The sequence below is a fragment of the Streptomyces sp. NPDC058525 genome, assembly GCF_042719495.1.
Taxonomy (GTDB): Bacteria; Actinomycetota; Actinomycetes; order Streptomycetales; family Streptomycetaceae; genus Streptomyces.
This window is the reverse complement of the sequence record NZ_JBHXNP010000123.1, coordinates 1-26,004: the sequence shown is the minus strand read 5'-3', so window position 1 is coordinate 26,004 and position 26,004 is coordinate 1. Positions and strand designations below refer to the sequence as shown.

Annotated in this window: 25 protein-coding genes and 2 pseudogenes; 16 read left to right on the top strand and 11 right to left on the bottom strand. The window is 74.5% G+C overall.

What is annotated here, in order from left to right; translation table 11 throughout:
- Positions 1 to 406: 406 nt before the first annotated feature.
- From ACFWP3_RS36860 to dhaK (ACFWP3_RS36850), 3 genes and pseudogenes are all read right to left on the bottom strand, one after another.
- Entirely contained in the window at positions 407 to 886 is a 480-nt protein-coding gene (locus tag ACFWP3_RS36860) for a PTS-dependent dihydroxyacetone kinase phosphotransferase subunit DhaM (RefSeq protein ID WP_384230109.1), read from the bottom strand.
- 348 nt (positions 887 to 1,234) lie between these two features.
- Positions 1,235 to 1,828, bottom strand: a pseudogene (gene dhaL, locus ACFWP3_RS36855) (dihydroxyacetone kinase subunit DhaL); the annotation flags it as partial.
- A gap of 65 nt (positions 1,829 to 1,893) precedes the next feature.
- The gene (gene dhaK, locus ACFWP3_RS36850) at positions 1,894 to 2,898 is read right to left on the bottom strand and encodes a dihydroxyacetone kinase subunit DhaK (RefSeq protein WP_384230102.1); all 1,005 of its coding nucleotides are present in this window, start codon (positions 2,896 to 2,898) and stop codon (positions 1,894 to 1,896) included.
- Positions 2,899 to 3,158: 260 nt separating this feature from the next.
- Between dhaK (ACFWP3_RS36850) and ACFWP3_RS36845 the strand changes: the two genes are divergently transcribed.
- The 3 genes from ACFWP3_RS36845 (at position 3,159) to ACFWP3_RS36835 (ending at position 4,958) form a co-directional block, all read left to right on the top strand.
- Positions 3,159 to 3,620, top strand: a complete 462-nt coding sequence (locus ACFWP3_RS36845) for a hypothetical protein (RefSeq protein ID WP_384230100.1) — start codon at positions 3,159 to 3,161, stop codon at positions 3,618 to 3,620.
- Between the two features lie 268 nt (positions 3,621 to 3,888).
- Positions 3,889 to 4,530, top strand: a complete 642-nt coding sequence (locus ACFWP3_RS36840) for an alpha-ketoglutarate-dependent dioxygenase AlkB (RefSeq protein ID WP_384230098.1) — start codon at positions 3,889 to 3,891, stop codon at positions 4,528 to 4,530.
- A 56-nt stretch (positions 4,531 to 4,586) separates the two neighbouring features.
- On the top strand, positions 4,587 to 4,958 hold the full coding sequence (locus ACFWP3_RS36835; protein WP_384230096.1) for a VOC family protein: 372 nt from the start codon (positions 4,587 to 4,589) through the stop codon (positions 4,956 to 4,958).
- A gap of 54 nt (positions 4,959 to 5,012) precedes the next feature.
- Here the strand turns inward: ACFWP3_RS36835 and ACFWP3_RS36830 are convergent, their stop codons facing one another.
- Positions 5,013 to 5,318, bottom strand: coding sequence for a YkvA family protein (locus ACFWP3_RS36830; RefSeq protein ID WP_384230094.1), 306 nt, complete (start codon positions 5,316 to 5,318; stop codon positions 5,013 to 5,015).
- A gap of 48 nt (positions 5,319 to 5,366) precedes the next feature.
- Complete coding sequence (locus tag ACFWP3_RS36825) at positions 5,367 to 5,831, bottom strand: MarR family winged helix-turn-helix transcriptional regulator (RefSeq protein ID WP_384230092.1); 465 nt, start codon at positions 5,829 to 5,831, stop codon at positions 5,367 to 5,369.
- Between the two features lie 126 nt (positions 5,832 to 5,957).
- Between ACFWP3_RS36825 and ACFWP3_RS36820 the strand changes: the two genes are divergently transcribed.
- Together ACFWP3_RS36820 and ACFWP3_RS36815 are read left to right on the top strand one after the other, a co-directional pair.
- The gene (locus ACFWP3_RS36820) at positions 5,958 to 6,527 is read left to right on the top strand and encodes a DoxX family membrane protein (protein WP_384230090.1); all 570 of its coding nucleotides are present in this window, start codon (positions 5,958 to 5,960) and stop codon (positions 6,525 to 6,527) included.
- Between the two features lie 64 nt (positions 6,528 to 6,591).
- Positions 6,592 to 8,397, top strand: coding sequence for a glycoside hydrolase family 15 protein (locus ACFWP3_RS36815; protein ID WP_384230088.1), 1,806 nt, complete (start codon positions 6,592 to 6,594; stop codon positions 8,395 to 8,397).
- A gap of 6 nt (positions 8,398 to 8,403) precedes the next feature.
- Here ACFWP3_RS36815 and ACFWP3_RS36810 read toward each other — a convergent pair whose 3' ends face one another.
- The 3 genes and pseudogenes from ACFWP3_RS36810 to dhaK (ACFWP3_RS36800) form a co-directional block, all read right to left on the bottom strand.
- On the bottom strand, positions 8,404 to 8,793 hold the full coding sequence (locus ACFWP3_RS36810; protein ID WP_384230107.1) for a PTS-dependent dihydroxyacetone kinase phosphotransferase subunit DhaM: 390 nt from the start codon (positions 8,791 to 8,793) through the stop codon (positions 8,404 to 8,406).
- Between the two features lie 135 nt (positions 8,794 to 8,928).
- Positions 8,929 to 9,585 (bottom strand): annotated as a pseudogene (dhaL, locus tag ACFWP3_RS36805) (dihydroxyacetone kinase subunit DhaL); the annotation flags it as partial.
- A gap of 35 nt (positions 9,586 to 9,620) precedes the next feature.
- The gene (gene dhaK, locus ACFWP3_RS36800) at positions 9,621 to 10,619 is read right to left on the bottom strand and encodes a dihydroxyacetone kinase subunit DhaK (protein ID WP_384230086.1); all 999 of its coding nucleotides are present in this window, start codon (positions 10,617 to 10,619) and stop codon (positions 9,621 to 9,623) included.
- Between the two features lie 284 nt (positions 10,620 to 10,903).
- Between dhaK (ACFWP3_RS36800) and ACFWP3_RS36795 the strand changes: the two genes are divergently transcribed.
- Positions 10,904 to 12,013 (top strand): glycerol dehydrogenase, encoded by a 1,110-nt coding sequence (locus ACFWP3_RS36795; RefSeq protein ID WP_384230106.1) that lies wholly within the window; start codon positions 10,904 to 10,906, stop codon positions 12,011 to 12,013.
- A gap of 49 nt (positions 12,014 to 12,062) precedes the next feature.
- Here ACFWP3_RS36795 and ACFWP3_RS36790 read toward each other — a convergent pair whose 3' ends face one another.
- Positions 12,063 to 14,156, bottom strand: coding sequence for a SpoIIE family protein phosphatase (locus ACFWP3_RS36790; protein WP_384230104.1), 2,094 nt, complete (start codon positions 14,154 to 14,156; stop codon positions 12,063 to 12,065).
- A 272-nt stretch (positions 14,157 to 14,428) separates the two neighbouring features.
- On the opposite strand from ACFWP3_RS36790, the gene ACFWP3_RS36785 reads away from it, so the two are divergent.
- From ACFWP3_RS36785 to ACFWP3_RS36770, 4 genes are all read left to right on the top strand, one after another.
- Complete coding sequence (locus ACFWP3_RS36785; protein WP_384230084.1) at positions 14,429 to 14,662, top strand: ferrous iron transport protein A; 234 nt, start codon at positions 14,429 to 14,431, stop codon at positions 14,660 to 14,662.
- Positions 14,659 to 16,860, top strand: a complete 2,202-nt coding sequence (feoB, locus tag ACFWP3_RS36780) for a ferrous iron transport protein B (RefSeq protein ID WP_384230083.1) — start codon at positions 14,659 to 14,661, stop codon at positions 16,858 to 16,860. Before ACFWP3_RS36785 ends, feoB begins: the two co-directional genes overlap by 4 nt.
- Positions 16,861 to 16,892: 32 nt before the next feature.
- On the top strand, positions 16,893 to 17,225 hold the full coding sequence (locus ACFWP3_RS36775) for a hypothetical protein (protein WP_384230081.1): 333 nt from the start codon (positions 16,893 to 16,895) through the stop codon (positions 17,223 to 17,225).
- Between the two features lie 117 nt (positions 17,226 to 17,342).
- A complete protein-coding gene (locus tag ACFWP3_RS36770) occupies positions 17,343 to 18,089 on the top strand; it encodes a class I SAM-dependent methyltransferase (protein WP_384230079.1) in 747 nt (248 codons plus the stop codon).
- A gap of 33 nt (positions 18,090 to 18,122) precedes the next feature.
- Here ACFWP3_RS36770 and ACFWP3_RS36765 read toward each other — a convergent pair whose 3' ends face one another.
- Positions 18,123 to 19,034 (bottom strand): alpha/beta hydrolase fold domain-containing protein, encoded by a 912-nt coding sequence (locus tag ACFWP3_RS36765; protein ID WP_384230077.1) that lies wholly within the window; start codon positions 19,032 to 19,034, stop codon positions 18,123 to 18,125.
- A 214-nt stretch (positions 19,035 to 19,248) separates the two neighbouring features.
- On the opposite strand from ACFWP3_RS36765, the gene tdh reads away from it, so the two are divergent.
- The 3 genes from tdh (at position 19,249) to ACFWP3_RS36750 (ending at position 22,574) form a co-directional block, all read left to right on the top strand.
- The gene (tdh, locus tag ACFWP3_RS36760) at positions 19,249 to 20,277 is read left to right on the top strand and encodes an L-threonine 3-dehydrogenase (RefSeq protein ID WP_384230075.1); all 1,029 of its coding nucleotides are present in this window, start codon (positions 19,249 to 19,251) and stop codon (positions 20,275 to 20,277) included.
- Positions 20,278 to 20,438: 161 nt separating this feature from the next.
- Complete coding sequence (locus ACFWP3_RS36755) at positions 20,439 to 21,647, top strand: glycine C-acetyltransferase (RefSeq protein ID WP_384230073.1); 1,209 nt, start codon at positions 20,439 to 20,441, stop codon at positions 21,645 to 21,647.
- A 12-nt stretch (positions 21,648 to 21,659) separates the two neighbouring features.
- Positions 21,660 to 22,574, top strand: coding sequence for a LysR substrate-binding domain-containing protein (locus ACFWP3_RS36750; protein WP_384230070.1), 915 nt, complete (start codon positions 21,660 to 21,662; stop codon positions 22,572 to 22,574).
- A 16-nt stretch (positions 22,575 to 22,590) separates the two neighbouring features.
- Here the strand turns inward: ACFWP3_RS36750 and ACFWP3_RS36745 are convergent, their stop codons facing one another.
- The gene (locus ACFWP3_RS36745) at positions 22,591 to 23,370 is read right to left on the bottom strand and encodes a DeoR/GlpR family DNA-binding transcription regulator (protein WP_384230068.1); all 780 of its coding nucleotides are present in this window, start codon (positions 23,368 to 23,370) and stop codon (positions 22,591 to 22,593) included.
- Between the two features lie 146 nt (positions 23,371 to 23,516).
- Between ACFWP3_RS36745 and ACFWP3_RS36740 the strand changes: the two genes are divergently transcribed.
- The 3 genes from ACFWP3_RS36740 (at position 23,517) to ACFWP3_RS36730 (ending at position 25,896) form a co-directional block, all read left to right on the top strand.
- Complete coding sequence (locus ACFWP3_RS36740; protein WP_384230065.1) at positions 23,517 to 24,419, top strand: SIS domain-containing protein; 903 nt, start codon at positions 23,517 to 23,519, stop codon at positions 24,417 to 24,419.
- Positions 24,416 to 25,252: a class II fructose-bisphosphate aldolase gene (locus ACFWP3_RS36735; RefSeq protein ID WP_384230063.1), complete on the top strand. Its 837-nt coding sequence runs from the start codon at positions 24,416 to 24,418 to the stop codon at positions 25,250 to 25,252. Before ACFWP3_RS36740 ends, ACFWP3_RS36735 begins: the two co-directional genes overlap by 4 nt.
- 92 nt (positions 25,253 to 25,344) lie before the next feature.
- Complete coding sequence (locus ACFWP3_RS36730) at positions 25,345 to 25,896, top strand: DinB family protein (protein ID WP_384230061.1); 552 nt, start codon at positions 25,345 to 25,347, stop codon at positions 25,894 to 25,896.
- Positions 25,897 to 26,004: the final 108 nt, after the last annotated feature.

Genomic DNA, 26,004 nt, shown 5'->3' with positions numbered 1-26,004 from the left:
CGCGTTCCGCGGAGCCGGCGAGGACAGGCCTTGCCACCGGAGCCCAGGCGTGGGGTGGGGACACGGCGGAGGGCCCCCGGAGGACGAGCGCGCAACCCAGGCCCCCACCCGCGCAGCCGAGGCCAAGTGCGCGAGCCGAGGAGGTCCTCCGGCGGGGCACCGCCCCACACCCCGGACCCCCAGGCCGGTGACGGTCCGGCTGACGAAGCCCCGGCGAGGGGGGATCAGCGTCCGGTGCTGCCGGTCTGTGGTCCGCGCGCGGCCGGGGTCTTGAGCCGCCGGGTCTGCGGCCCGTTCTGAGTCCGGGTCGCTCCCGGGCCCGGGCCCGGCCCTGCCCCGAGGGTGGCTCCTGAGGGCGTGTCCCGAGGCGGGCTCGGGGGTTCGGTCCAGGGGCTCGGGTCGTGGGTCAGGTCTTGCGGTAGGTGTAGGCCTCGGTCGCGGTCGATTCGACCATCGCCAGAGGGGCGCCGGCGGAGGCGGTGACCACCGCCGCCACCGCGCCCTCCACGAACGGCGCGTCCACCAGCCGTGAGCCCGGCGGCAGTTCGCCCTGCGCCAGCAGGGTCTTCACCGTGAGCACGGAGCTGCCCAGGTCCGCCAGCAGGGCCACACCGGCACCACGGTCCACCTCCCGCGCGGCCGCGAGGACGCGCTCCGAGCTCGTGCCCAGGCCGCCGTCGGCCGTGCCGCCCGCCGCGGCCACCGCCGCCATCGGGCCGCCCGCAGCCAGGCCCCGGGCGAGCTCCGCCACTGCCTCGGCGACCGGCGCGCTGTGCGAGACCAGCACGATGCCGACCAGGCCCTGCCCGGTGTCATCGCCGTCCCCCGAGGGCACGGCCCCGGCGACCACCGCAGCAGGGGCGCCCACCCCCGGGCGCTCGGCCATCCCCGGGTCCTTGGCCACCGCCGCGTTCTCGCCCGCCCCCGGGTCCTGGGCCGCCGGGCCCTTGGCCGCCCCCGCGTTCTTGGCCGCCCCCGGGTCCTCGCCCACCCCCGGGTCCTCGGTCACCCCCGGGTCCTCGTCCGTTCCCTGACCCTTGGCCACCCCCGGGTCCTCGGTCACCCCAGGGCCCTCGGTCACCCTCGGGTCCTCGTCCGCCCCCTGGCCCTTGGCCGCCCCCGGGTCCTTGCCCACCCCCGGGTCCGTGCCCACCCCCGCGCTGTCGCCCGCCCCCGGGCCCCCGCCCGCCCCCGCGTCCTCGGCCGCCCAGCGGCCCCCCGCCGCCCCGCCGTCCTCCGCCGCCTCCGCCAGTGCCGCCAGTAGCAGTGCCGACGAGGTTGCGCCCGGGTCCTGGTGGCCGATGCTTCGGTCGCCGAGGTAGCTGGCTCGGCCCTTGCGTGCCCGGAGGGGGACCGTTGCCAGGGCGCCCTGTTCCGCCGCTTCCCCGGCCGCGCCGTACGAGGTGACCAGTGCGGCCACCCCCGGGACCAGGGCGTCCAGCATCGTCTTGTCGCCCGGCGCGGCCCCGCCCAGTTGGGCCACCGCGCCCACCCCCGCGTGCAGGGCCTGGCGCAGCGCCTCGTCGGAGACCTCCGCGGCCTCCCCGAGCTCCTTGCCGGTGCGCCTCAGCAGCGTCCCGTACAGCGGTCCCGACGCGCCGCCGACGGTCGAGATCAGGGTCCGCCCCGCGAGCTGGAGCACCGCGCCCGGGGTCGCCGGAGCCTGGGCGGCCAGGGCCGCCCGTACGGCGACGAAGCCCCGCAGCAGGTTGTTCCCGTGGTCCGCGTCCCCGATGGGCGAGTCCAGCTCGGTCAGCCGGTCCGCCTCGCGCTCCACCGCGGCCGCCGCGGCCGTCATCCAGCGCCGGAAGAAGTCTGCGTCACGCACCGGATCTCCTCGTATCGGGATCAGCCCGGGCGGGCCTCACGGTCACCTTACGTTCAGCCTCGCGGTCAGCGGCCCCAGCGCAGCGCGGCCGTCTGCACGGGTGCGTCCCACAGCCGCAGCAGTTCCTCGTCGACCCGGCACAGGGTCACCGAGCAGCCCGCCATGTCCAGCGAGGTGACGTAGTTCCCGACGAGCGTCCGCGCCACCGGCACCCCGCGTGCCCCCAGCACCCGCGCCACCTCGGCGTGGAACCCGTACAGCTCCAGCAGCGGCGTCGCCCCCATGCCGTTGACCAGCGCCAGCACCGGCCCGTCGGCCGGGCCCACCTGCGCCAGGTCCCGCAGTACGGCTTCCACCGCGACCTCGGCGATCTCCCGCGCCGGCATCATCGGGCGCCGCTCGCGGCCCGGTTCCCCGTGGATCCCGATGCCCAGCTCGAGTTCCCCGTCGGGCAGGTCGAAGGTGGGACTGCCCTTCGCGGGCGTGGTGCAGGCGCTCAGGGCCACGCCGAAGCTGCGCGAGGACTCGTTGACCCGCCGGGCGACCGCCGCGACCTGCTCCAGCGGCGCCCCCTCCTCGGCCGCCGCCCCGGCGATCTTCTCCACGAAGAGAGTGGCCCCGGTGCCGCGCCGCCCGGCCGTGTACAGACTGTCGGTCACGGCGACGTCGTCGTTGACGAGGACGCGCTCCACGCGCAGTCCGTCCTCCTCGGCGAGCTCGGCGGCCATCTCGAAGTTCAGCACGTCGCCGGTGTAGTTCTTGACGACGAACAGCACCCCCCGGCCCGAGTCCACGGCCGCGGCCGCCCGCAGCATCTGATCGGGCACGGGCGAGGTGAACACCTCCCCGGGACACGCCGCCGACAGCATCCCGTACCCCACGAACCCGGCGTGCAGCGGCTCGTGGCCCGAGCCGCCCCCGGACACCAGCCCGACCCGGCCCCCGCCCCGCGCGTCCCGCCGTACGACGATCCGCCGCTCCACGTCGACGTCGAGCTCGGGATGAGCGGCCGCCATCCCGCGCAGGGCGTCGGCGACCACGGTGTCCGGACTGTTGATCAGCATCCTCATGAGCGTCTCCCGGTGAGGCTGACAGGTGGCTTTCCGCACGGCTCGTCGCTCCGACGGTAGGCGACGGGGCCCCGCGGCGACAGGCGGCGCGGGCCCCGGCGCGGCACGCGGTCGCGGGGCGCGGTCGCGGGGCGCGTGCGGGCGAAAGCGGTGTCAGGGTGCTCCGGAAAGGGCACACTGTGCCTACCGTTCTGCGTTCCGACAGGCCAACGCACCGGGACGCCGTGCCGTGACGCCGCCACCCTGGGGGAGACCGAGGCGTGCGTTCCGGTGCCGAGCTGTCCGGTACCGCCGTCACCGCGTCCATCGACCTCGCGATCGGCTGCCTGCGCCAGAATTTCCGTACGGCCCCCGACGCGGCCGCCGGCTGGTACCACTCCCTCCACGATCCGAACCCCGGCATCACCGCCTCCGCGGTGGGCCTGTTCACCTTCGGCCTCGCGGGCGGCCGCTTCGAGCGCGCCGCCGAGGTCGTGGGCTACCTCACCGCCCAGCAGCGCCTCTCCGACGACGGCCGCACCGGCGGCCGGCCGGTGCGGACGACCAACGGCTTCCACACCACGCTCAACATGCTCGCCCTGCACGAATCCGGTGCGGGCGGCGAGGCCCTGGCCAACGCACAGCGCTGGCTGATCGACGTACAGAACGCGCAGACCCCCGGATCGAGCCCGGGGTGCACGTCGAGCGCAGCACGACGGTCGAGGAGTACGACGTCCCGTTGACGGACGGCGGCTCTCCCGCGGTGTTCCAGAACTCCCTGCCGCACTTCGCGGGCCGCTCGCCCTGTCCGCGATCTTCTCCACCGGTGTGGTGGACCCGCTCCGGCCCGAGCTCTTCCAGGCGGTCGCCGGCATCCTCGACACGCAACTGGACGGCGGATACCGGGAGTTGCCGCGCAGGCCGTGAGCGGCGCCCGGCGGCCCGGACGGGGGGCTCGCCGCGCCCGACTGAATTCGTGCAGGTGTTCGGTTTCGGGGTTAGGGTGGAGGCATGCACGCGGTACAGGGCATGGGCCTGCAGGGTTCCCTCTTCGACCAGGGCGGCGAGATCGGCTTCGGGCCGCTCGCCGGTCTGCGGCGGACCGTGCTCGGGGCCGGGGCCTGGGTCGACCACCTGCCCGGCTGGCTGAGCGGCGCCGACGCGCTGTTCGAGCGGCTGGCCGCCGAGGTGCCCTGGCGTGCCGAGCGGCGGCAGATGTACGAGCGCGAGGTCGAGGTGCCCCGGCTGCTCGCCTTCTACGGGGCGGACGAGGCCCTGCCGCATCCCGTCCTCACCGAGGCCCGCGAGGCCCTGGGCCGCCACTACGCCGCCGAGCTCGGCGAGCCCTTCGTCACCGCCGGGCTGTGCCTCTACCGCGACGGGCGGGACAGCGTCGCCTGGCACGGGGACCGCACGGGCCGCTCCTCCACCGAGGACACCATGGTCGCGATCGTCTCCGTCGGGGACCCCCGGGACCTCGCCTTCCGCCCCCGCGACGGCGGGGCCACCCTGCTGAGGCTGCCGTTGGGGCACGGGGACCTCGTCGTCATGGGCGGTTCCTGCCAGCGGACCATGGAGCACGCGGTGCCCAAGTCGACGCGGGCCGTCGGCCCCCGCATCAGCGTCCAGTTCCGCCCCCGCGGCGTGATGTGAACCGAGGGGACCCGATCCGGGTTGCGGCCGTCCGAGGGCGCGGCCAGGCTGTTCGCATGGATCTGGGCGCGTTCTCCGTGAGTCTCACCGTGCAGGACCTGGAGGCCTCCAGGGCGTTCTACGAGAAGCTGGGATTCCGCCCGTTCGCCGGGAACCCCGACGAGAACTGGCTGGTCCTGAAGAACGGCGACCACGTGATCGGGCTGTTCCAGGGCATGTTCGACAAGAACATGCTGACCTTCAACCCCGGCTGGGACAGCGACGCCGAGGCGCTCGACTCCTTCACCGACATACGCGAGCTCCAGCGGGAGCTGAAGGCGCGGGGCGTGCCGTTCGTGACGGAGGCCGACGAGTCCGGCTCCGGCCCGGGCAGCTTCCTCCTCGTCGACCCGGACGGCAACCCGATCCTCGTCGACCAGCACCGCTGACCCCCGTAGCGGCCCAGTCCCGCCCGGCCCGGTCCGGGGCGCGCCCCGCCGGGGTCACACCCGGTCGGGCTCCTTCACGGGGCGGGCCGGCGCCGTCGCCGTCGCGGCGGCCGCGTGCAGGGAGCGCAGGGCCAGCATCAGGACTCCGATGTCGTCCAGGTACACCGGGTCCGGCACCAGGTCGACCGGCGAGACGGTGTAGATCACGGCGACCCAGAACAGGGCCTTGTCGCGCAGCGGGATCCCGGCGTCCAGCAGCAGCCGCCGGGCCCGCAGGACCCGTACCAGGAGTACGGCCGCGGCGATCGCGAGTCCGGCCGCGACGGCCAGCGCGAGCCCGATCCAGATCTTTCCGTCCATGGGGCGCCTATACCCGTCCGGCAGGCCCGCGTACCGCGGGGCCGCGGTTCAGGAGCCCTGGGCGCGCAGGCGCCGGCCGACCTCGCCCAGGCCGTCGGCGATCGCGTCGAGCTGCTCGGGGGTCAGTACGTCGATGAGGACCTGCCGGACCGTGGTCACGTGCCCGGGCGCCGCCCCGTCCAGCCGGGCCCGGCCGGCCTCGGTCAGGACGGCGAAGACCCCGCGCACGTCGGAGGGGCAGCTGCGGCGGCGGACCAGGCCGGCCTTCTCCATCTGGGTGACCTGGTAGGTCAGCCCGCTCTTGGAGTTGATCAGGCCGTTGGCCAGTTCGGTCATCCGCAGCTCGCCGTCGGGGGCCGCGGCGAGCCGTACGAGGATCTCGTACTGGGGGTGCGAGAGCCCGGAGTCGTCCTTCAGCTGTTGGTCGAGGCGGCGGTTCACCAGGGCCGAGGCGGCCAGGAATCCGTCCCAGGCGCGCTTCTCGCGGTCGTCCAGCCATCTCGTTTCAGCCATGTCGCCACCCTACACGGGTTGTTCCAATTTGAATCAAAGGCTAGGGTCGGGCCACGGCGGTTCGAATTTGAACAACTCCTGCCCATCCGTCCCCCTCGGACCGCCCGACCGGAAGGATCTCCCCCCATGACCAGCCCCTCCGCCGCCACGGCGAAGCCGCAGGCCCCCGCACCGGCCGTACAGCCCGCCGCGACTCCGCTCGCCCTCTCGACCCCGGGCCACGACACCGGACTGCTGCTCCTGCGCCTCGTCCTCGGCCTGACCATGGCGGCGCACGGCTCCCAGAAGCTCTTCGGCTGGTTCGGGGGCGGCGGCATCAGCGGCACCGGGCAGTTCTTCACCGCCAGTGGATACCCGGCCGGAGAGGCCATGGCCGTACTCGCCGGCCTGACCGAGACCCTGGGCGGGCTCGGCCTCGCCGCCGGACTGCTGACCCCGCTCGCCGCCGCCGCCCTCGTCGGCACCCTCGTCAACGCGATCGCCGTCCACGGCGCCGGATCCTTCTTCGCCCCCAAGGGCATCGAGTACGAACTGCTGCTGGCCGTCGGCGCCGCCGCCCTCGCCCTGACCGGCCCCGGCCGGTACGCGGCCGACCGCTTCCTGCCGGTCCTGCGGAGCCACCGCCTGGCCCACGGCGCCCTCGCCGTCGCCCTCGGCGTGGTCCTCGGCGCCGTGCTGCTCCTCGTACGCGGCTAGCACGCCCGGGGGTGTCCGGGGCCCTGCCTGATTGGCCCCGGACATTCGGGGGAAGAGCGCACAAATGACACAACCCATCGAAGACTACGCACTCATCGGCGACCTCATGACCAGTGGGCTGGTCGGCCGCGACGGGTCCATCGACTGGCTGTGCCTGCCGCGCTTCGACTCGGCGGCCTGCTTCGCCAAGCTGCTCGGCGACGAGGAGAACGGCCACTGGCGCCTCGCACCCCTCGACACCCCGGACGGCGCGCAGTGCACCCGCCGGGCCTACGTCGAGGGCTCGCTGGTCCTGGAGTCCTACTGGGAGACCGAGACCGGCACCGTCAAGGTCATCGACTTCATGCCCCAGCGCCAGGTCTTCCCCGACGTCATCCGCATCGTCGAGGGGGTCACCGGCCGGGTCAGGATGCGCAGCACCCTGCGCCTGCGGTTCGACTACGGCCACGTCGTCCCGTGGGTGCGCCGCGCCGACGGGGACCGGGTCGCCGTCGCCGGCCCCGACTCCGCCTGGTTCCGCAGCGAACCGCCCGTGCGCACCTGGGGCGAGGCGAACAGCACCCGCTCGCAGTTCCCGATCGCCGCGGGGGAGCGGGTGGCCTTCGTGCTCACCTGGCACCCCTCGCACGAGCCGCGCCCCGAGCCCATCGACCCGCACACGGCCCTGGAGCAGACCCTCGCCGACTGGTGGGACTGGACCCGGCAGTGCACCTACGAGGGCCCCTACCGGGAGGCCGTGACCCGCTCCCTGATCACCCTCAAGGCCCTCACCTACGCCCCGACGGGCGGCATCGTCGCCGCGGCCACCACCTCGCTGCCCGAGGAGATCGGCGGGGTCCGCAACTGGGACTACCGCTACTGCTGGCTCCGGGACGCCACCCTCACCCTCGGCTCGCTCCTCGCGACCGGCTTCCTCGACGAGGCCCGCGCCTGGCGGGGCTGGCTGCTGCGCGCGGTCGCCGGAGACCCCGCGGACCTCCAGATCATGTACGGGATCGCCGGCGAGCGGCGGATCCCCGAGTCGGGCCTGCCGTGGCTGCACGGCTACGCCTCCTCCGCCCCCGTGCGCGTCGGCAACGCGGCCGTCGACCAGCTCCAGCTCGACGTGTACGGCGAGGTCATGGACTCCCTGCACCTGGCCCGGTCCGCCGGGCTTCCCGCCGAGGAGCACTCGTGGCGGATCCAGCTGGCCCTCCTGGACTTCCTGGAGCGCAATTGGCACCGGCCCGACGAGGGCCTGTGGGAAGTGCGCGGCCCGCGCCGCCACTTCGTGCACTCCAAGGTGATGGCCTGGGTGGCCGCCGACCGGGCCGTGCGGACCCTGGAGGGCGACCCCTCGGTCCCGGGCGACGTGGAGCGCTGGCGCGACATGCGCGACGCGGTGCACCGCGACGTGTGCGAGAACGGGTACGACCCGGAGCGCGGCACCTTCACCCAGCACTACGGCTCCCAGGAGCTCGACGCGGCGACCCTGCTCATCCCGCGCGTCGGCTTCCTGCCGCCCGACGACCCGCGCGTCATCGGCACGGTGGACGCGGTGCGCGAGGAGCTCGGCCGCAGCGGCCTGGTCCGCCGCTACAGCACCGAAGGCCCCACCGTCGACGGTCTGCCCGGCGACGAAGGGGCCTTCCTGGCCTGCTCGTTCTGGCTGGCCGACGCGCTCTACCTGACGGGCCGGCGCGACGAGGCCCGTGCCCTCTTCGAGAGGCTGCTGGCGGTACGCAACGACGTGGGACTGCTCGCCGAGGAGTACGACCCCGTCTCCGGGCGCCAACTCGGCAACTTCCCGCAGGCCTTCAGCCACGTCGGCCTGGTCAACACCGCCCTGACCCTGTCCCTGGACGAACCCGGCGGCCGCGACTCCGGCTGACCGCGGTCAGTGCTTGCGGTACTGGCGCGCGTCCTCGGCCGCGGCCAGGACCGCGTCCAGGTCGCCGCCGAGCGCCGAGGTCAGGGTGATGGCGACGGCGCCCTCGAGGAACGGCGCGTCCACGATCCGGGTAACGGCCGGCAGCGGTGAGGGGTCCTCGGCGAGCAGCGACCGCACGGTGAGCACAGCGCTGCCCATGTCACACAGGACGGCCACGCCCTGGCCCTCGTCCACCAGGCGGGCCGCCGCGAGGACCAGCTCCGCGCTGGTGCCCACACCGCCGTCCCGGGTGCCGCCCGCGACGGCGAGCGGGGCGGGGTCGACGGAGCCCAGCAGGGCTCCCGACAGCTCGGCCACGGCGGAGGCGACCTTCGCGCTGTGCGAGACCAGGACCACGCCGACCCGCCCGGTACGGGTCTGCGAGCCGGACGCGGATCCGGACGCGGAAGAGGTGTCGGAGGAGGTCTCGGACGAGGCCGCGGGGGCCGGTCCGGCCGCGGTGCCCGCCGTGCCCGTCGCGTCCGATGTGTCTGCCGCGTCCGCGCCGTCCACCGCCGTACGCAGGGCCTCCATCAGCAGCACCACCGAGTTGGCCCCGGCGTCCTGGTGGCCGACGCTGCGCTCCCCGAGGTAGCTGGCCCTGCCCTTGCGGGCCTGGAGCCCGGCCGTGGCGTCGGCGCCGTCGCGCGCCGCCTCGCAGGCCATGTCCAGGGCCTCGCGCAGCGGCCGGCCCGCCTCGGCGGCCTCGGACAGCGCGGCCACGCCCGGTGCCAGGGCGTCCACGAGCGTGGCGTCGCCGATCTCGGCGCCGCCCAGCTTCTGCACGGACCGCAGCCCGGCCCCCAGGGCGGTGGCCAGCTCGATCCCGGTCGGCGTCTCGGTGTTGCCGAGCACCTTGCCGGTACGGCGCAGCGCGGTGCCGAACAGCGGGCCGGAGGCGCCGCCCACGGTGTTCGTCAGCGTGGTCCCGGCCAGGGTGAGCAGGGCTCCCGGGGTGACCGGCCGGGCCTCGGCCACGGCGGCCCCGACGGCGCCGAAGCCCCGTACGAGATTGGCCCCGTGGTCCCCGTCGCCGATGACGGCGTCGAGTTCGGTCAGGCGTGCGCTGTCCCGGCGTACGAGACGGGCGGTCTCGTCGAGCCAGCGGCGGAAGCAGGCGGTGTCCAGGACAGGGGTGGTGGTCGTCATCGGTGACGGCTCCTCAAACAGGTGTGACGGAAGGTTCAGCAGCCCCAGCGCAGGGACGGGGTGTCGACCGGCGCGTCCCACAGCCGCAGCAGTTCGTCGTCGGCGCGGCACAGGGTGAAGGTGCAGCCGGCCATGTCCAGGCTCGTGACGTACGAACCGACCAGCGACCGGGCCACGGTGATGCCGCGCTCGGCGAGCACCCGGCCGGCCTCGGCGCGCATCACGTACAGCTCGACGGGCGGGGTCCCGCCGAGCCCGTTGACCAGCAGGATGACCGGGGCGCCGGAGGCCTCGGGGAGGTCGTCGAGGATGGCGTCGAGCATCGCCTCGGCGGTCTCGGCGGCGGTCATCAGCCGGCGCCGCTCACGGCCGGGCTCGCCGTGGATGCCGATGCCGAGCTCGATCTCGTCGGGGCCCAGCTCGAAGTTGGGGCTGCCCTTGGCGGGGGTGGTGCAGGAGCTCAGGGCCACTCCGTAGCTGCGGGAGAGGGAGTTGACCTTGCGGGCGACGGCGGCGACCTCGGCGAGGGGCGCGCCCTCCTCCGCGAGGGCGCCGGCGATCTTCTCCACGAACAGGGTGGCGCCCGTGCCCCGCCGGCCCGGCCCGCCCTCCACCGCGGTCACCGCGACGTCGTCGTCCACGACGACCTGCTCGACCTCGATGCCCTCGTCCTCGCAGTCCTCGGCCGCCATCGCGAAGTTGAGGATGTCCCCGGTGTAGTTCTTCACGATGTGCACGACGCCCGCGCCCGAGTCCACGGCGGCCGTGGCCCGTGCGATGTTGTCCGGGACCGGCGAGGTGAACACCGGACCGGCCACGGCCCCCGCCAGCATGCCCGGGCCGACGAACCCGGCGTGCAGCGGCTCGTGCCCGCTGCCGCCGCCGGACAGCAGCGCCACCTTGCCGGCCGCCGGGCCGGACGCCCGCGTGACGATGCCCGTCTCCGCCTCGACCGACAGCCCGGGGTGGGCGGCGGCCATGCCGTGCAGCGCGTCGCCGACGACACTCTCGGGGGAATTGATGAGCTTCTTCACGGGAGCCTCTTTTCTGGATTCCGATACGTGGGCCCGAAAGCGGAAAACAGGAATTCGGGCTCGGTATGTGCGGCGCACCGTTATCCGTCCGTGACCGCTCCCGGCTCACTTGCCAGGCACGTTACCCCGCGTCGCACCCGCTGCGGGCGGGGCCTTTGGTCCCTTTCACGGGCGCGGAAAGGCCCCTCCCGCAGGGCCCGTCCACATATTTCCGGCCTTCCGTGAATCCGTGATAGGCATGAAATGCAGTCGCGGAAATCAATTCCCATCCTGGAGGTTTGGCCGTGAAGACCGTCGGTACGCGCATGATGATCAGCCCGCCGAAGTACGTGCAGGGCGCCGGCGCGATGCACGATCTGGGCGAGCACGCCGCACGCCTCGGCGAGAACGCCGTCGTCCTCGCCGACAAGAGCGTGTGGGGCTTCGTCGACACCACGGTCACCGAGTCCCTCGCCGCCGCCGGGGTCAAGCTGACCAAGGAGGTCTTCGGCGGGCTGTGCACGCAGAAGGAGATCGACCGGGTCGCCGCCGCAGCCCGCGCGGCCGGCGCCGACGTGATCGTCGGGATCGGCGGCGGCACCGCCATCGACACGGCCAAGGCGGTCGGCCACGCCCTCGACGACATCGCCGTCGTCAGCGCCCCCACGGTCGCCTCCACCGACGCGCCGACCAGCGCGCTGGCCGTCATCTACAGCGAGGACGGCGCCTTCGAGCGCTACTCCTTCTTCCAGCGCAACCCGAACCTCGTCCTCGTCGACACGGCGCTCGTCGCCGCCGCGCCGAGCCGCTTCATCGTCTCCGGCATGGGCGACGCGCTCGCCACCTGGTACGAGGCCCGCGTCTGCGTGGCCGCGCACCGCACCGCGATGGCGGGCGGCCTCGCCACCGAGGCCTCCCTGAGCCTGGCCCGGCTGTGCTGGGAGACCCTCATGGAGCACGGCCACCAGGCGCGCCTCGCGGCCGAGCGGCACGTGGTCACCCCGGCCCTGGAGAAGGTCACCGAGGCCAACACCCTGCTCTCCGGGCTCGGTTTCGAATCCTGCGGCCTCGCCGCCGCCCACGGCATCCACAACGGCCTGACCGTCTCCCACCGCACCCACGGCATGATGCACGGCGAGAAGGTCAACATCGGCACCCTGGCCCAGCTGGTCCTCGAAGGCGCCCCCACCGCCGAACTGGACACGTACCTGAAGTTCAGCCGCGCCGTCGGCCTGCCCACCACGCTCGCCGAGGTGGGCCTCGGCGACCCGGACCGCGAGGAACTCCTCGCCATCGGCCGCGCCGCCACCGCCGAGGGCGAGACCACGCACAACATGCCGTTCCCGGTGACCCCGGACATGGTCGCGGACGCGCTGCTCGCCGGTGACGCGTACGCCCGCGCCACCGCCGGCTGACGAACCCGGCCCCCGCGGCTCCGCCGCCCGCGGCCCGGTCCGGCGGAGCCTACGCGGCTCCGCCGGTCCGGCACGCCAGCAGCAGCGCGATGTCGTCCGGCCGGTCGGCGGCGTTGCCCACCTCGCCGATCAGCCGGTCGGCCGTCTCGGTCAGCGGGTCGGGCCGGGCCGCGGCCAGCGCCGTCCGCAGCCGCTCCACCCCGACGTCGATGTCGCTGTCCGGCTTCTCCACCAGCCCGTCCGTGTACAGCGCGAGCACCGAGCCCGTCGCCAGGCGCAGTGCGGTGACCGGGTACGTGGCCTCCGGGTCGATGCCGAGCACCACCCCGCCGGGCAGGTCCAGCACCTCGGTCCGGCCGTCGGGGTGGCGCAGCAGCGGCTGCGGGTGCCCGGCCCGTACGGCCTCGGCCGAGCCCGTCGCGGGGTCCAGCAGTACGTAGCAGCAGCTGGCGAACTGGCCCGGGTCCAGGTCGATCAGCAGCTGGTTGGTACCGCGCATCACCTGTTCCGGCGTGTTGCCGGTCAGCGCAAAGGCCCGTACGGAGCTGCGCAGTTGGCCCATGGTCGCCGCGGCGGCCACCCCGTGCCCCTGGACGTCGCCGATCACCAGCGCCAGCCGTCCGCCGCCGGTCTCGACGACGTCGTACCAGTCCCCGCCGACGTCCATGCCCTGGGTGCCGGGCAGATACCGGCCCACCGTGTCCACCCGCTCGTGCACCGGCAGCCGGTGCGGCAGCAGCGCGGACTGCAGACCGCGGGCGAGCGCCGCCTCGCTGTCGTAGCGCCGGGCCCGTTCCAGGGCCTGGGCGATCAGCCCGGCCAGGGCCGTGAGCACCGTACGCTCCTCCGGGCTGAAGCCGCGGGGCGCGTCGAAGCCGAGGATGCACGAGCCGACGGGGCGGCCGGACGCGATCAGCGGCAGGAACGCGCGGGCGCCGACATGGGCGTCCAGCGGGATCCCCGGATACGCGGCGGCCAGGTGCTCCATCGACTCGAAGAACAGCGGCCGGCCCGAGGTCAGGGTCTCCACGCCCGGCAGCCGCACATCGAGCCCGACCCCGTCGAACCGGTCCAGGAAGCCCTGCGGGAAACCGGTCTCCCAGGCGAGGTGCAGATGCCGCTCGTCCAGCAGGTAGATCGCCAGCTGGCGGCCGCCGAAGGCCGGCAGCAGCTCCTCGGTGACGACCGCCGACACCTGGCGGGCCGTGACGGCCTCGGTCAGCGCGATGGCCAGGGACACCGGCCGGTACAGCGCGGACGCCCGGTCGGCGGGGGAGCCGAGGCCCCCTCCCGGACGGGCCATCGAGGCGGGCGCGTAGGAGGGCTTCTGGGTGGCCCCGATGGTCACGGTCACCCCGTCGGCCCCGGGGTACAGGTCCACCGACATCCACTCGTCGGGTGCCCGCCGGCCGCGCCGGGCCGGGAAGTGCACCGGCTCGGTGGACATGAAGACGGCCCGGAAGTGGTCCTCGTACGCCGGATGCCCGAGCCAGGGCAGCGCCTCCCACAGCACCTGTCCGCGCAGCTCCGGCCCGGCCGTGCCGAGCAGCGTCTCGGCCGCCGCGTTGACGAAGCCGATCCTGCCCTGCCGGTCGACCGACAGCAGGGCCTGCTCGAGACGGTCCACGGCCTCCGGGGCGCCCACGGCGGCGTCGGCCCCCTCCGTGTACAGCGGGTCGCCGTCCCAGACCACCGGGTCCCCGGCCGCCGACAGCTCCGCCAGCTCCCCGGCCAGCCGGTCCGCCGCCCGGCGCAGCCGCTCGCGGTCCGCCGGCGCCACCGCGACCCCGGGGGTGGCGGCGCGCAGCGCCATCAGCACGCCGAACCGCTCGGCACCGGCCGCCACCGGTTCGAACATCGACGCGAAGGGGAAGGGGAGGCCCGCCATCAGCTGCGGGAAGCGCCGCATGGCCGCCTCCGCGTCGGGCAGGTGCACGGACTGCCCGGACCGGTAGGCCTCGGCCACCGGATAGGGGCGGCTCAGGTTCATCCGCGTCCAGGGCCGGAAGAGGGGCCCCGGGAGCCCCAAGAGCACGGCCATCCGCAGCTGCCCCGGCTGCCCGGAGCGCAGATACACCCCGCCCGCGTACCCGCCGACGGCCGTCACCACCTCCACCGTGGCCCGGGCGAGCACCTGGGCCATGGCACCGGGGGCGGGGCCGCCACTGTCCGGTCTCGCCGTCACACGCCCAGGATGCGCCCTCCGCCGCCGTGGCCGCACCCCGGGGCGGCCGCCTCCTGGGGCCGGTCCCGGCCGAACGGCTGAGGGGGGAGCGGGACGGGCGGGCTGAAAGTCCCCTGCGATCAGGGACTTTGAGCGGCGGTCCGGGCCGCCGGGGGCTGCTTAGGCTTGCCTAAGCAGGGCCGGTCCCCGGACGTGGCCCCCGACCCCCGAACGCCGAAGAAGGTGCGCTGGTGCCGTCGCTCAACGACAGCCGACCCGGGACGACCGTCCGCCTCACGGGGATAGCCCCCGCCACCGGCCGGGCCGGCGGGAGCCGCAGACGCCTGCTGGAGTTCGGCTTCGTGCCCGGCGCCGACGTCACCGTCATCGCCCGCGGCGCGACCGGCGGCGTGCTCGTCGGCCTCGGCGCGACCCGGGTGGCGCTCGACTCGGGTACGGCCGGCCGGCTGAGGTGCGGCCGATGAGCTGCCACGCCACCGGGACCGCCACGGCCGTCGTGGAGACGGGCACCCCGCTGGTGGCCCTCGCCGGAAACCCGAATGTCGGCAAGTCGACCCTCTTCAACGCCCTCACCGGCGCCCGCCAGCGCGTCGGCAACTGGCCCGGCAAGACCGTGGCCGTGGCCCAGGGCGAATGGCGGACCCTCGGCGGCCACCGGCTGCGCCTCGCCGACCTGCCCGGCTCCTACAGCCTGCTGCCCGACTCCCCGGACGAGGCGCTCGTCCGCGACGTGCTCACGGCCCCGCCGCAGGCCCGCCCCGACCTGGTTGTCTTCGCGCTCGACGCGGCCAACCCCGCCCGCAACCTGTACCTGCTCTCGCAGATCCTCGACACCGGGATCCCGGTCGTGGTCGCGCTGACCATGACCGATGTCGCCGCCCGCCGCGGAGCGGCCCCCGACCCCGCCGCGCTGGCCCGCGAACTCGGGCTGCCCGTCGTACCGGTGGAGGGCCGCGAGCGCAGCGGGCTCGACCTGCTCGCCGACACCGTGACGGACGTACTCGCGGCCCCCGCGCCCCCGGCGGCCCGCTGGCCGGCCGGATCGCCGGTCGACGCCGAACTGGAGGAGCTCGCACGGGCTTCCGCGCGGGCCGAGCACCCCTACCCGGCGCGCTGGCTGGCCGTGAGCCTGCTGTGCGGGGAGCGGCCCGCCGGTGCGCCCGCCGACCTGGTGTCCCGGGCCCGGGCCGCCGCCGCCCGGCTGGAGCAAGCGGCCGGCGACTCGGCCCCCGATGACTCCGCGCCCGACGACTCCGCGCCCGACACGGACCCGGACCCCGGCTTCGATTCCGCCGACCCCGCCGACCCCGCAGACCCCGCCGCTTCGGCCGACGCCGAACTCCTCGTCGCCGAAGCCCGCTACGGCTGGGCGCACGCCGTCATCGAGCGCGCCGCGCCCCGGCCCGCGCACGCCCGGCCCACCCTCACCGACCGCGTGGACCGGCTGCTGCTGTCCCGCTCCTTCGGCATCCCGTTCTTCCTCGCCGTCATGTGGGGAGTCTTCCAGGCCACCACCACCCTGGCCAAACCGCTCCAAGACGGCTTGGGCGACTTCGTCTCCGGGCCGGTCAGCGGCGGCGCGGAGCAGCTCCTCGACGCCGTGCACGCCCCCGGATGGCTCACCGGGCTGCTGGTCGACGGCCTGATCAACGGAGTGGGCCAACTGCTCACCTTCGTACCGCTGATGGTCATCATGTTCGCGCTGCTGGCCCTCCTGGAGGACTCCGGGTACTTCGCCCGCGCCGCTTTCGTCGCCGACCGCCTCATGCGCACGCTGCGGCTGCCCGGCCGGGCCTTCCTCCCGCTGGTCGTGGGCTTCGGCTGCAACGTGCCGGCCTTCGCGAGCACCCGGATCCTCAGCCGCCGCTCGCACCGCCTGCTGGTCGGCCTGCTCATCCCCTACACGAGCTGCACCGCCCGCCTCGCCGTCTACGTGATGATCGCCGGGGTCTTCTTCGGCTCGCACTCGGGCACCGTGGTCTTCCTCCTGTACGTCGCCTCCGTGCTGCTGGTCGTCGGCATGGGGCTGCTCCTGCGCCCGCTGCTCTTCCCCCGCATGCGGGAGGAGCCGCTCGTCCTGGAGCTGCCGCCGTACCGGCTGCCCACCCTGCGCGTCACCGGCAGCCAGGTCCGGCAGAAGCTCGGCGCCTTCCTGCGCACGGCCGGCGGCATCATCGTGGCCACCGCGGCGGGCGTCTGGCTGCTCATGGCCATCCCCGCGGGCGCCGCGGCGGGCGGGGGCTTCGGGAACGTGGACGTGGAGCAGAGCGTCTTCGGCCGGCTCACCGAGGCCGTCGCGCCGGTCATGGCACCGGCCGGATTCGGCGACTGGCACGCCACCGCCGCCCTCGGCACCGGCCTCATCGCGAAGGAGGGCGTGGTCTCCACCCTCGCCCAGACCTACTCGGCCGAGGAGGACGGCGGCCCGAGGCTCACCGCCAGCCTGCACGCCACCTTCGAGGAGTCCTCCGGCGGGCACCCCGAGGCCGCCGCCCTGGCCTTCCTGGTCTTCGTCCTCGCCTACACGCCGTGCATGGCCACCGTGGCCGCGCAGCGCGCCGAGATCGGCACCCGGCTCACGCTCATCGGGCTCGGGCTCCAGCTGGCCGCCGCCTGGCTCCTCGCCACGGGGGTCTTCCAGATCGCGCGGCTGCTGTGGTGAGCGGCGTACGAGGGCCAGGGCCGGGGCCCGGGATGCTGCGCAGGCTGCTGCGGGAGGTCGAACAGGCGGCTCCGGGCGAGGGGCTGCCGCAGATCGCCGCCCGGCTGGGCATCAGCCCGGCGGAGGCCGCCGAGCTCGCCCGCTACTGGGTCCGCAAGGGCCGCCTCAAGCGCGAGGAGATCGGTGCTCCGGAATGCGCCGGGTGCTTCTTCGCCACCGCGGGCTGCGCCTCCGCCTGCGCGGGCCCGGCCGGCGGGTCCGGCCGGCCCGGCCCGGCCAGCCCGCCCCGTCCGGTGCTGGTCGCGCTGAGCCCCGTACGCCACGACGACGACCCGGACCCGGACCGGCACCGGCGCACCCGATAGGCCGACCGCTTCCCTCGTCCGGGGGACGCACGGGTGTACGGCCGCGCGCCGGGCACGCCGCGGGGCACGATACGCACGCGTCCCACCCCCGCCCGGCAGGCCCCCGGAAGGCAGAGCATGCGGTTCCAGTACGACACCCTCGGCGAGCGGTACGCCGAGTCCAGGACCACGGCGGCCTTCTCGGCGGCCGACACCTACACCCTCCACGGAGCCCTCGACGCCCTCGGCGGGGTGCGCGGGCTCGACGCCCTCGACCTCGCCTGCGGCTACGGCTACAACACCCGTCTGCTGGCCCGCGGCGGTGCCCGGCGGACCGTCGGGGTGGACGCCTCGGAGGAGATGATCAAGCTGGCCCGCGAGCACCACACGGAGCAGGACGGGCCGGCCGGCGGGAGCGTCGAATACCACGTCGCCGACGCCGCCGGCCTCCCCGCCCTCGGGCCCTTCGACCTCGCCACCGCCGTCTACCCCTTCAACCACACGCCCGACCGGGTCTCCCTGCACGCGATGTTCCGCTCGGTCCGCGCCAGCCTGCGCGCGGGCGGCCGGCTGCTCGCCATCGTGCCCAACGCCGGGGCGTTCCCGCGCGTCGACTGGTCGCCGTACGGGGTCCGCATCCTCGACCGGGTCGTGGCCGGCGACGCGCCCCTGCTCAAGGCGCACTTCCTCACCGAACCGCCGCTGCCCTTCGAGTTCCACGAGTGGGCCCACTCCGAACTCGCCGAAGCGGCCGTCGAGGCGGGGTTCAGCACCATCGGCTGGCAGCCGAACCGCACCCCGCCCGCCGACCCGGAACGCGACGACGCCTACTGGACGGCCTACCGCGCCTGGCCGATCAGCTCCCTGATGACCTGCGTGGCCTAGGGCCCGGCCTGCGGACCGGGCCCGGCCGCGGGCTCACACCTCCGCGGCCGCCGTCCGGACCAGCTCGACGATCCGGTCGCGCGCCGCCCGGCCCTCCGGCAGCGGCAGCAGCGGGTACACGTGCGGCAGCCCCGCCTCCTCGTGGAACTCCACCTCCACCCCGGCGGCGCGGGCCCGGCGCGCCAACTCCCTGCTGTCCGTGGTCAGCACGTCCCGGGTCCCGGTGAACACCGTCAGCGGCGCCAGCCCCTCGAAGGAGCCGTGCAGCGGGCTCACCCGGGGGTCGTCGGCGGCCAGGGTCCCGGCGTACAGCCGCCCGGCCTCGCGCAGCCCCGGACGGGCCAGCATCGGATCGGCCGCCTCGATGCCCGCCTGGTCCGGATGGCTCATCGTCACGTCCAGCCACGGCGAGATCAGCACGATCCGGGAGGGCTGCGCCCCGTTGCGGTCGCGCAGCCGCTGGGCGGCGGCCAGCGCCAGCCCGGCCCCGGCGGAGTCCCCGAGGAGCATCGTCCCGCCCGCGCCCCCGCTCGCTATCAGGCCGCTGAGCAGGTCGGCGGCGACCGGGACCGTACGGTCGGCGGTGCCGCGCGGGGCGAGGATGTACGCGGGTACGACGACCCGCGCCCGCGCCTGCGTGACCAGGGTCCGGATCATCGCCCAGTGCGGGCGGACGAGTTCGTTGATGTAGCTGCCGCCGTGCACGTACAACACCCGTGCCGCGGGCTCGGTCCCCCGCGGGGAGACCTCGTACACCGGCCAGGCGCCGACGAAGGTCCGCGAGATGTCCGCTACCCGCCCCAGCGAGCGCGGCGGCAGATGCGAAGCGGGCCGTCGGGCGGACTCCGCCACCCGGGTCCGTACCGCTTCGACGCTCGCGAACCGTCTTCGCCGTCCCGTCGCGATCAGCGCCGCCGACAGCGCCCTGCTGCGCAGACTCGGCACGCCCCTCACCTCCCCTTTTCCCCGGACCACCCCCGGCCCCGGGACCCTACCCCGTCATCGGAGGAGCATAGGCGTGAAGCTGGGCTGTCGACCCGCTTAAGAAAGTCTCGATGGACTGATCACCGGGCATCTCGGCAGATTGGTGACCGTCACCGACGCCGTCCGCGCCCCCGCGCCGCGCGGCGCCCCCTTCCGCATGCCTGGAGCCACCCCCATGAAGGCACTCGTCAAGCACAAGGCCGAACCCGGACTGCGGCTCATGGACGTCCCCGAGCCCGAGTACGGCCCCGGCGACGTGCTGATCAAGGTGCTGCGCACCGGCATCTGCGGAACCGACCTGCACATCCGGGCCTGGGACGGCTGGGCGCAGGGCGCGGTGAAGACCCCGCTCGTCCTCGGTCACGAGTTCGTCGGCGAGGTCGCCGCCCTAGGCGCTGACGTCCGCGACATCGAGGTCGGTGCGCTGGTCAGCGGCGAGGGCCACCTGGTGTGCGGCAAGTGCCGCAACTGCCTGGCCGGGCGCCGCCACCTGTGCCGCAGCACGATCGGCCTCGGGGTCGGCCGCGACGGCGCCTTCGCCGAGTACGTGGTGCTGCCCGCGCAGAACGTGTGGGTGCACCGGACGGCGGTGGACCTGGACGTCGCGGCGATCTTCGACCCGTTCGGCAACGCCGTGCACACCGCGCTGTCCTTCCCCCTCGTCGGCGAGGACGTGCTGATCACCGGCGCCGGCCCGATCGGCATCATGGCGGCGGCCGTGGCCCGGCACGCCGGTGCGCGCAACGTGGTGATCACCGACGTCAGCCCCGAGCGGCTGGAGATCGCCCGCAAGGCGGGCGCCACGCTCGCGGTGAACGTCGCCGAGTCCTCCATCGCCGACGCGCAGGCGCAGCTGGGCCTGCGCGAGGGCTTCGACATCGGTCTGGAGATGTCCGGCCGCGGCGAGGCCATGCGCGACATGATCGACAACATGACGCACGGCGGCCGGATCGCCATGCTGGGCCTGCCCGCGCAGGAGTTCCCGGTCGACTGGGCCAAGGTGGTCACCTCGATGATCACCATCAAGGGGATCTACGGCCGCGAGATGTTCGAGACCTGGTACGCGATGACGGTGCTGCTGGAGGGCGGGCTCGACCTGAGCCCGGTCATCACCGGCCGCTACTCGCACCGCGACTTCGACGCCGCGTTCGACGAGGCCTCGACGGCCCGCAGCGGCAAGATCATCCTGGACTGGACCGCGTAGACCCGGCCCGGCGCACCGAAAGACCATCTCCCCCCCGGTCGGGCCCCGCACACCCTCTCCCCCCTCCGCGGGGCCCGGCCCCCCTCCGTCCGTCGCCGTCCCCTCCGTCCGTCGCCGTCCCCTCCGCCCGTCGCCCTCCGCCGCATAAGGAGCACCGCACCATGTTCGAGTCCGTCCGCGAGGACCTGCGCACCACCCTCGACGAGATCCGCGCCGCCGGCCTGCACAAGCCCGAGCGCGTCATCGGCACCCCGCAGAACGCGGCCGTCGCCGTCACCGCGGGCGGGGCTCCCGGCGAGGTCCTCAACTTCTGCGCCAACAACTACCTGGGGCTGGCCGACCACCCCGAGGTCGTCGCCGCGGCGAAGGACGCACTCGACCGCTGGGGCTACGGCATGGCCTCGGTCCGCTTCATCTGCGGCACGCAGGAGGTGCACAAGGAGCTGGAGGCGCGGCTGTCGGCCTTCCTCGGCCAGGAGGACACCATCCTCTACTCCTCCTGCTTCGACGCCAACGGCGGTGTCTTCGAGACCCTGCTCGGCGCCGAGGACGCGGTCATCTCCGACGCCCTCAACCACGCCTCGATCATCGACGGCATCCGCCTGTCCAAGGCCCGCCGCTTCCGCTACGCCAACCGCGACATGGCCGAGCTGGAGACGCGCCTGAAGGAGGCCGCCGAGGGCGGCGCCCGCCGCAAGCTCATCGTCACCGACGGCGTCTTCTCCATGGACGGCTATGTCGCCCCCCTCCAGGAGATCTGCGACCTCGCCGACCGCTACGACGCCATGGTCATGGTCGACGACTCGCACGCCGTCGGCTTCGTCGGCCCCGGCGGCCGCGGCACCCCGGAGCTGCACGGGGTCATGGACCGCGTCGACATCATCACCGGCACCCTCGGCAAGGCCCTGGGCGGCGCCTCCGGCGGCTACGTCGCGGCGCGCGCCGAGATCGTCGAGCTGCTGCGCCAGCGCTCGCGCCCGTACCTCTTCTCCAACTCCCTCGCCCCGGTCATCGCGGCGGCCTCCCTCAAGGTCCTCGACCTGCTGGAGTCGGCCGGCGACCTGCGCGAGCAGCTCGCCGCCAACACCGCGCTCTTCCGCACGAAGATGACCGAGGCCGGTTTCGAGATCCTGCCCGGCGACCACGCCATCGCCCCCGTGATGATCGGCGACGCGGCCGAGGCGGCCCGGATGGCCGAGCTGCTGCTGGAGCGCGGCGTCTACGTGATCGGCTTCTCCTACCCGGTGGTGCCGATGGGCGCGGCCCGCATCCGCGTGCAGCTCTCGGCGGCCCACTCGACGGCCGACGTGGAGCGCGCGGTCGCCGCGTTCGCCGATGCCCGTGCGGCGCTGGTGGCCGACGGGGCCTGAGACAATGGTGGGGTGATCGACCCCCGCCGGCTGCGCATCCTGCGGGCCGTGGCGGACCACCGTACGGTGACCGCCGCGGCCGCAGCCCTGTACCTCACCCCGTCCGCCGTCTCCCAGCAGCTCGCGGCTCTGGAACAGGAGACGGGCCACGCCCTGCTCACCCGCAGCGGCCGGGGCGTACGGCTCACCGCGGCCGGTGAGATCCTGCTCGGCCACGCCCACGAGGTGCTGGCGCAGCTGGAGCGGGCGGAGGCCGAACTCGCGGCGTACGCGGGCGGCTCGGCGGGCGAGGTGACCGTGGCCGCCTTCGCGACCGGCATCGCGGAGGTGCTGGCCCCGGCCATCGCCCGGCTGGCGCTGGAGCACCCCGGGATCCGGCTGCGGGTGCGGGACGCGGAGGGCGACCAGAGCCTGCCGCTGCTGCTGGACGGCGAGGCGGATGTGGCCCTGGCGGTCGAGTACCGGGGCGGGCCCGGGGCGGACGACGCCCGGCTGTCCGTCCTGCCGCTGTACGCGGAGCCCTTCGACGCCGTACTGCCCTCGGGGCATCCGCTGGCCGATCCGCCCGCCGTGGCGCTCGCGGACCTGTCCGACGCGGACTGGGTGGGCCAGTACCCCGGCAACCCGTGCCACGACGTGACGCTGCTCGCGTGCGAACTGGCCGGCTTCCAGCCCCGGTTCGTCCACTCCTCCGACGACTTCCGCGCGGTGACCGCGCTGGTGGGCGCGGGCGCCGGGGTGGCCCTGGTGCCCCGTTCGGCGCTGCGCGGCATGGACCTCAAGGAGGTCCAGGTCCGCCCGGTCTCCGGCCCCGCCGCCACCCGCCGGGTCTTCGCCGCCACCCGCCGCGGCGGCGAGGTCCACCCGCTCATCGCCCCGGTCCTGGCCGCCCTGGTCCGGGAGTCGGAGCGGCTGCCCGCGCACTGACCGGACCGCGGCCCGTTCACACCCTCAGGACCTCGACCCCCGCCGCCTCGAACTCCCGGGCCACCGCTGCCGTCAGGCCCGTGTCCGTCACCAGGACGTCCACCGACGAGGTCGCGCAGATCCGGGCGAAGGCCCGTACGCCCAGCTTGCTGGAGTCGGCCGCGATCACCACCCGGCGGGCCCGCTCGCACAGCAGCCGGTTCACCGACGCCTCGTCCTCGTGGCGGGTGGCCGCGCCGTCGGCCGGGTCGAAGCCGTCCACGCCCAGCACCGCCGTGTCCACCGCGAGCTGCCCGAGCACCTGCTCGGCCAGCGGGCCCGTCAGCTCGTAGGACTGCGGGCGCGCCACCCCGCCCGTCAGCACGATCTTGAACTGGGGCCGGATCACCAGCTCGCCCGCGATGTTGAGGGCGTTGGTCACCACGGTGAGCGCGGGGGAGCCCTGGGCCAGGTCCGGCCGGCCGGCCAGGGCCCGCGCGATCTCGGTGGTCGTGGTGCCGCCGGTCAGGCCGATCACCTCGCCCGGGGTGATCAGGGCGGCGACCGCCTCGCTGATCCGGCGCTTCTCGGCGGCGCGGCGCGAGGTGCGGTAGCGCAGGGGCAGTTCGTACGAGACGCCGTGCAGCACGGCCCCGCCGCGGGTGCGGACCAGCAGCTGCTGCTCGGCGAGCTGGTCGAGGTCGCGGCGGATCGTCGCGGCGGACACGCCGAGCGCCTCGGCGGCCGGCTCCACCTCCACCTCGCCCCGCTCCACCAGCAGGTCCAGCAGTGCCTGCCAGCGCTCCTTGCGGGTCATCGGCCGCCCCCTTCGGTGTGCTCCATCGGCCTACCCGCCGAGATTAACTCAGGAGATCACCTCTCATATGCTTGAAGTTGCGCGAAACTGCCCGCTACCTTGCAGGAAAACGCATTCAGTCCCGTCTGCCGCACCAGGGAGCCTGTATGAGCCACGTCGCGCACGAGTTGGGCACACAGCCCGAATGCTGGGAACGGGCCGCCGAACTGGCCCCGGCCCGCCGGTCGGTGCTGCCGCAGCCGGGGGAGCGTACCGCGATCGTCGGGTGCGGAACCTCGTACTACATGGCCCAGGCGGCCGCCGTGTCGCGCGAGGAGGCGGGCCAGGGCGAGACCGACGCCTTCCCCGCATCGGAGTTCCCGCGCCACCGCCGCTACGACCGGGTCGTCGCCCTCACCCGGTCCGGGACCACCACCGAGGTGCTGGACCTGCTGGCCGGCCTGCGCGACGCGGGCGTGCCCACGACCGCCGTCATCGGGGACCCCGCGACCCCGGTGATGACCCTCGCCGACGACCTCGTCGTCCTCGACTTCGCCGACGAGCGGTCCGTCGTGCAGACCCGGTTCGCCACCACCGCGCTGACCCTGCTCCGCGCCCACGCCGGACTGCACTCCGCGCGCGTGGTCGCCGACGCCCGCACCGCGCTCGCCGAGCCGCTCCCCGCCGAGCTGGAGAGCCGCGGGCAGTTCACCTTCCTCGGCCGCGGCTGGAGCGTCGGCCTCGCCAACGAGGCCGCACTGAAGATGCGCGAGGCCTCCCTGTCCTGGGCCGAGTCCTACCCGGCGATGGAATACCGGCACGGACCCATCAGCGTCTCCGGGCCCGGCACCGTCACCTGGTCGCTCGACGCAGCCCCCGACGGGCTCGCCGAACAGGTGCGGGCCACCGGCGCCCAGTGGGTGGCCGGCCGCCTCGACCCGCTCGCCGAGCTGGTCCGGGTGCACCGCCTCGCCCTCGCCGTCGCCGCCCACCAGCAGCTGGACCCCGACGCACCGCGCCACCTCACCCGCTCGGTGATCCTCACCACCGGAGAGGAGGCGGTCCGATGAGCCTCGTCCCCGCCGGCACGCTCGTCCGCGGGGCGGTGGCCGCGGGCCGAGCCGTCGCCGCCTTCAACATCATCACCCTGGAGCACGCCGAAGCGGTCGTCGCCGGAGCCGAGGAGGCCGGGCTCCCCGTCATCCTCCAGCTCAGCGAGAACGCCGTGAAGTTCCGCGGCGGCCGGCTGCTGCCCATCTCCCGCGCGGCCGCCGCCTGCGCCGAGGCCGCGGGGGTCCCGGTCGGCCTGCACCTCGACCACGTCAAGAGCTCCGACCTGCTGCGCCAGGCCTGCGACGCGGGGTACGGCTCGGTGATGTACGACGCCGCGCACCTCCCGTACGCCGAGAACCTCGAGGCCACCCGCTCCGCCGCCGACTGGGCGCACGCCAACGGGCTGTGGATCGAGGCCGAACTGGGCGAGGTGGGCGGCAAGAACGGCGCAGCCCCGCTGGACCCGCACGCGCCGGGCGCCCGTACCGACCCCGACGAGGCACGCCGGTTCGTGGCCGACTCCGGGGTCGACGCCCTCGCCGTCGCCATCGGCAGCAGCCACGCGATGACCAGCCGGACCGCCTCCCTGGACCACGTGCTGCTGGCCCGGCTCGCCAAGACGGTGGACGTGCCGCTGGTCCTGCACGGCTCCTCGGGGCTGCCGGACGCGGAACTCGCGGCGGCCGTCGCCGGCGGCATCCGCAAGGTCAACATCGGCACGGCCCTGAACGTGGCCATGACCGAGGCGATCCGCGGCCACCTCACGCCGGCGGACCCCCGGCCCTACCTGGCGGCGGCCCGTACGGCGATGGCGGCGACGGCCACGGCCATGATCAACGCCCTCAACTGACGGCCACGCGAACCCTGCCGCCCGCCTGGGCCGCACCTCCGCACGGGCCCCGCGCGAGCCCGCCGCCGGACCCTCCTCCCATAATCGCGGGCATGACGAACCGACGCAGCAGAGCCGAGATCTTCCCCGCACCCGGACCGGACCGCCGCTTCACCGGTCCGGCGACCGGGGACGAACGGCGGATGCTGGCCGCGTTCCTGGCGGACCAGCGCGCCACCCTGGAACTGAAGTGCGCCGGTGTGGAGGGGGAGTTGTCCCGCCGGTCCGTGGAGCCGTCCACGCTCTCCCTGCTGGGCCTGGTGCGCCACCTGGCCGACGTCGAACGCCGCTGGTTCCGCTCCGTACTGGCAGGGCAGGACGTGCGGCCCCTGTTCTCGTCGGAGGCGGACCCCGACGCCGGCTTCGACGGAGCGGCCGGCGGCCCGGCCGCCGTCGACGAGGCCTGGCGGGCGTGGCGGGCCGAAGTGGCCTTCGCGGACCGCTTCGTGGCCGACGCGCCCGACCTCGACGTGGAGGGCGACGACGCCTGGCGCGGGAGGGTCTCCCTGCGCTGGGTCCTCGTGCACATGGTCGAGGAGTACGCGCGCCACAACGGCCACGCCGACCTGCTGCGCGAGCGGATCGACGGGGCCCTGGGCATCTAGGCCGTCTCTTTCGGATCTTGCCTGACCCGCGCCGCCTGGCACCGCACCTCGCCGCGTTGTCGGGGCGCCCAAGTACGTCCAGTACTCGGGCGCCCCTCCTCCTAGCGA